Below are 804 nucleotides of genomic sequence, written 5' to 3'. Positions count from 1 at the left end.
TGACCTTTGTCTTCGGCTGCTTCCATTCTTTCCATATACACATTCGAAGCCTTCTTCTTATCCATTCGTCCAACGCTTGGAACACACTTTTCGTATCGGCTAATGCATAATAACCGCACCAGCCTGTAAGATATTGATTGAGTTCCTTTATTCGTAGTTCGATCGGGATCGGCTCACTCCGAGAGGTGATCGCTTTAATCTTTGCTTTCACTCGATCTAGTGATGGCTTTGCGATCTTTATTCGCGGATTTTTCTTCTCCCAGCTGAACGTGAACCCTAGAAACTTGCGCTTCCATGGACGGGCAACCGCACTTTTCTCTCGGTTAACCTTCAATTTCAGTTTTCCTTCGATGAATGCAGTAATGGAGCTCATCACTCGTTGTCCTGCCTTCCACGTTTTCACGTAGATGTTGCAGTCGTCGGCATATCTCACGAAACGGAGGTTCCTCTTTTCCAGTTCCTTATCCAGCTCGTCTAGGACGATATTCGATAATAACGGACTAAGTGGACCTCCTTGCGGGGCTCCTTCCGTTGTCGATTGAACGAGACCACCTTCCATTACTCCCGCTTGCAGATAGCCACGAATAAGTTTCAGCACCATTTTGTCTGTCACTCGTTCCGCCAGCTTTGCCATTAAGCGGTCGTGGTGGATTCGGTCGAAGAATTTCTCCATGTCGATGTCTACCACAATGCGGTTTCCCTCTTCCATGTAGCTTCGTGCTTTCCTTACCGCATCATGCCCTCGCCGTTGTGGGCGAAATCCATAACTTTGCTCGGAAAACGTTGGGTCAAATACAGGCGTTA

The 804-nt window shown here is 47.6% G+C and carries 1 protein-coding gene; it reads right to left on the bottom strand.

The window, feature by feature from the left end; genetic code table 11:
- The coding region (gene ltrA, locus M3180_RS22265; protein WP_251671623.1) for a group II intron reverse transcriptase/maturase at nucleotides 1-804 on the bottom strand (804 nt) is incomplete at both ends.

This window comes from Paenibacillus camelliae (genome assembly GCF_023715345.1).
GTDB classification, from domain to species: domain Bacteria; phylum Bacillota; class Bacilli; order Paenibacillales; family Paenibacillaceae; genus Pristimantibacillus; species Pristimantibacillus camelliae.
This window is presented reverse-complemented; position numbering and strand designations above follow the sequence as displayed.